3 protein-coding genes are annotated in these 3,644 nt (G+C 43.1%); 1 reads left to right on the top strand and 2 read right to left on the bottom strand.

The window, feature by feature from the left end; genetic code table 11:
* On the bottom strand, nt 1–1,034 hold a 1,034-nt coding region (locus tag AB7U36_RS20660; protein ID WP_428161513.1), incomplete at its 3' end, for a class I SAM-dependent methyltransferase.
* Between the two features lie 153 nt (nt 1,035–1,187).
* Between AB7U36_RS20660 and AB7U36_RS20655 the strand changes: the two genes are divergently transcribed.
* Nucleotides 1,188–2,585 carry a glycosyltransferase family 4 protein gene (locus AB7U36_RS20655; protein ID WP_428161512.1) on the top strand — a complete coding sequence of 466 codons (1,398 nt, stop codon included), beginning with the start codon at nt 1,188–1,190 and terminating at the stop codon, nt 2,583–2,585.
* Here the strand turns inward: AB7U36_RS20655 and AB7U36_RS20650 are convergent.
* On the bottom strand, nt 2,578–3,644 hold a 1,067-nt coding region (locus AB7U36_RS20650; RefSeq protein ID WP_428161511.1), incomplete at its 5' end, for a sulfotransferase. The two genes, AB7U36_RS20655 and AB7U36_RS20650, sit on opposite strands and share 8 nt — an antisense overlap.

The following is a 3,644-nucleotide window of genomic DNA, read 5'->3' as shown; positions in this document are numbered from 1 at the left end:
TCCTTGGGGACCGGGGTTTTATGGGTGGGGTCCCTGTAAAACATATGGGTGGCCACATGGATATTCTCGGGGTTGGGGGTTTCTAAAATAACAGATCCGCCATGGGTGAGCACCCGGTAAATTTCATATATGAGCATATTGAGTTTTTCAAATGGCAGGTGCTCAATGACATGAAAGGCTGTGATCAAATCAAGGCTTTGATCAGGCTGACGCTGCAGCCATTCCAGCAAATCGCCCTGCTCGGCTTGCAATCCATGACTGAGGCATTGGCTTATCATTGCGCTGTTCATGTCGATTCCGGTAACCTTGGCACAATAACCGGATATGATCTGAAGCCATTCTCCCCTGCCGCAGCCTAAATCTGCTGCTCGCATCTCTTTTTCTTTTGCAAAAAGAGGCTTCACCAAATCAACCGTGGCTTTGTATCGCTCGAGTATTTCATCCCGGCTTCCTCTGTAGGCTTGTTCCAGGGAAAGATAATAGTTATCTATTGCGTGCCGGGAAATGGTATCTATTTTATCCAGTACGGTGGGATCTTTTGATGCCCTTAACTCCTGCCTGACATCAAAAAAGAACTGGTCAAGTCTGCGCTGCTGCGCCTGGGCCTCCTGGTTCAGGAAAAAAAATAAATTGGATTTGATCTCTTCCACCTGGCGATTAAGGGAGAGTACGTCTTTTTTCATGAAGGCAGGGTCTTTAGCATAGTTGAAAACCAACCTGCCAAAGGTGTGTATTGCCTTTATCCTGGATAACAGGGCATGCCAATTTTTCCATATAAGGAGTTGCTTTTTTTTCAGCCAGGAAAGTTGTACGCTTTTTTTATTGAGTTGGGCATGTTCCGGGGAGAGCAGCAGGTTGGCAATAACAATTTTTCTGGCAACTCCGGCATCCAACCGGTGTTGCAAAAATTGCAGTTCATCGTCACTGGCCTGCCTGCCTAGAATTAATTGATATGCTTGTCTTAAAAAAGCCTGATCATCGTCAAGTTGATTGAGCTCAGACGTAAGTTCTTGAATTGTTTTTTTTATTATCATATTTTTCCTAAATCAAGCGTCCTGACATTATTGAGATTTTTAAATCTGGCTTTTCGTTACACAACCTGCTATACCAAAATTTTTTTATATGAATCCAGGAAAACTACAAATTATAAACTATTTTGCTTTCTTTGACCATATTTAGGATAGCCCATGAAAAAAATTTATGTAGATTGTTCGTTTCTGCCGGAAAACCCTGAATTGAACACAGGCATTCAGCGGGTTGTGCGTGAAATCATGCGGCATATGGAACACCTTGCTACCGAAGATGATTATAAAGTGATCCCTGTGAATTTAAGTTATGGACAATTTGTTCCTGTTGATGTCAAGGATCTTTACCGAAAGAAAAAAAAGGAAAACATAGAACCAAGCCTGACATTTAAATTTAATGCCAAAGAATTGGCTAAGAAGGGTGCCATATGGTTTGTATTGTATCTAAAACAGATTTATCTTGCCTTTCTTACTTTAATTGCTGCCATTCTATATCGCCCTGGGGTCAAGGCATTCCTCCTTGCGCCCCGGAATCGTTTCGGTTTGAATATGTTTATTGATAAAATCCTGATACAGCCGGCCAAGGCCCTTGTTAGATTGATTGCGATACGTATAAGACATAGGGATACCTCAGAATTTTTACCAAAGAGCGGAGATGTCCTTTTACTATTGGATTCGAGCTGGCATATGGATATCTGGCCGAGTGTGGCCAAAGCAAAAGAGTCCGGAGCCAAAGTCATTGCAGTCCTCTATGATATTATTCCGGTTACCCATCCAGAGTTTTGCGAAGAACCCTTGATCCCTGCCTTTGGAAAATGGTTTGAGTCCGCCCTGGAATTTGTGGACGGCTTTATTGCCATCTCCGCCACGGTTAAAAATGACTTTTCAACTTTTGTTGAAAACAAATATGGTCCCGATCATGGAAAGAAATTTGATTTCTTCCATTTAGGCAGCGACTTTAATTTTACTGAAATCAACGAAGACGGCATTCGTGAGCAGGTTCGCCGGGTGTTTGATGAACGGCCCACGTACTTGATGGTTTCGACCCTTGAACCGAGAAAAAATCACGCCTATTTGCTTGATACATTCGATGGGCTTTGGGCGAAAGGTATAGATGTGAATCTTTGTTTTATAGGCAGGGTAGGGTGGAAGGTAGACGACCTGCTTGAACGTATAAAAAGTAACCGTGAATATCAAAGGCGCCTGTTCTTCTGGTCCGATATCAATGACGTTGAACTTGCATATTGTTATAAGCATGCATCCATGTTGGTTTTTCCGTCATTCATTGAAGGTTTCGGGTTACCTATAATCGAAAGTTTGGGCCATGGACTTCCGGTTCTGGCATCGGACACCCCGATCCATAGAGAAGTGGGGCTTGATCACATCGGTTATTTTGATCTGGCTGATCCCGGCTCCCTTGAAAAGCAAATCGAGGGTATTGAAAAGAACGGTATCCCTGATGCTCTCAGGGTAGATCCCGATTATCGTTGGCTGGACTGGGAATCCAGCACCAGAATGCTGCTGGATAAAATTAACAAAATGCTGCTGACTCTTAAATAACACCAATTGATTTAACGATCAGGCGCTTGTAAATGTTATTTGATTTTTGCAAAAGATCACCGGGGACAGGTTCATTTATCGGGTGAAGTGCTTTTGTAAATGAAATTTTATCCGTGTAAGGGGAGAGGTTAATTTGTTTGGAAAGTTTTTCCCAGACCAGTTCACTCTTATCACACAGGTTCTCGTAACTTAAGAAAACAGCCTGAGGGGGAAGATTGTTCATCAGATATGAATAGGTGTTTATCCAAATCGTGAGCCAGTAGCTTAAATCCTGCGTATTTTTTTCGTCCTCATTTGTTCCATCAAACAGGAAAGGCCTGTGATCGGCTCCGAATTCATGATGGGCCAGCCAGGTCATGTATTTTTTTGCAAAGGCATCATCTGAATGCTTTTTTAAAAATTTTTTATGCTGGTTCAAAAGTGAAAATGCCTGCTGTAAAGGGTCCCGGAAAGGGACAATGATCAAGGCATTCGGAAATGCACGGGCAATGGAATCCAAGCGTAGAATATTGTTGTTGTTCTTGGATAAATAGCAGTTGTCAGGGGAGTTGTTTAAAATAAGACCGACAAAGGCTTTAAATTTATCTAAAATTTCATTGTCGGCCGTCATGGGGATCAAGCCGTTTTTTTTAATATAATCACTGCCGCAAAAGGTTCGCCAGAAAACCTCTTCAAGGGCTTCCGGGCTGTCATAATTGATTTTTAAGCCGTCCCCGTGAGCCCTTTCCTTCATCTCTGTGTCCTGGCGGGAGAAGCCGGCGATTTTGCGCCATAGGTTGGGTGCAAGAATAAAGGGCATGTCCCTGTATGTCAGGGAGGTAAATTTTCCGTTTTCATATAGGGTGCGCATAAGAACCGTGGTTCCTGCACGTGCAAGCCCGGCAACAAAGAGATGGGATTTTTCCGATGTAATATCCGGGGAAAACAGCAGCCGTTCAACGTCAAACAGGGTTTCTCCCACAAAATTATTTCCCAACACCATATGGTGGAGAAGTTTTGAGCCGCTTCCATAATCACCCCTGGGGGCCCGTGATACAATAAACCCAAATAAAGCGGCAA

It is taken from the genome of Desulfobacter sp., assembly GCF_050177295.1.
The sequence above is the reverse complement of the archived record's forward strand: the minus strand, read 5'-3'. Positions and strand labels throughout refer to the sequence as shown.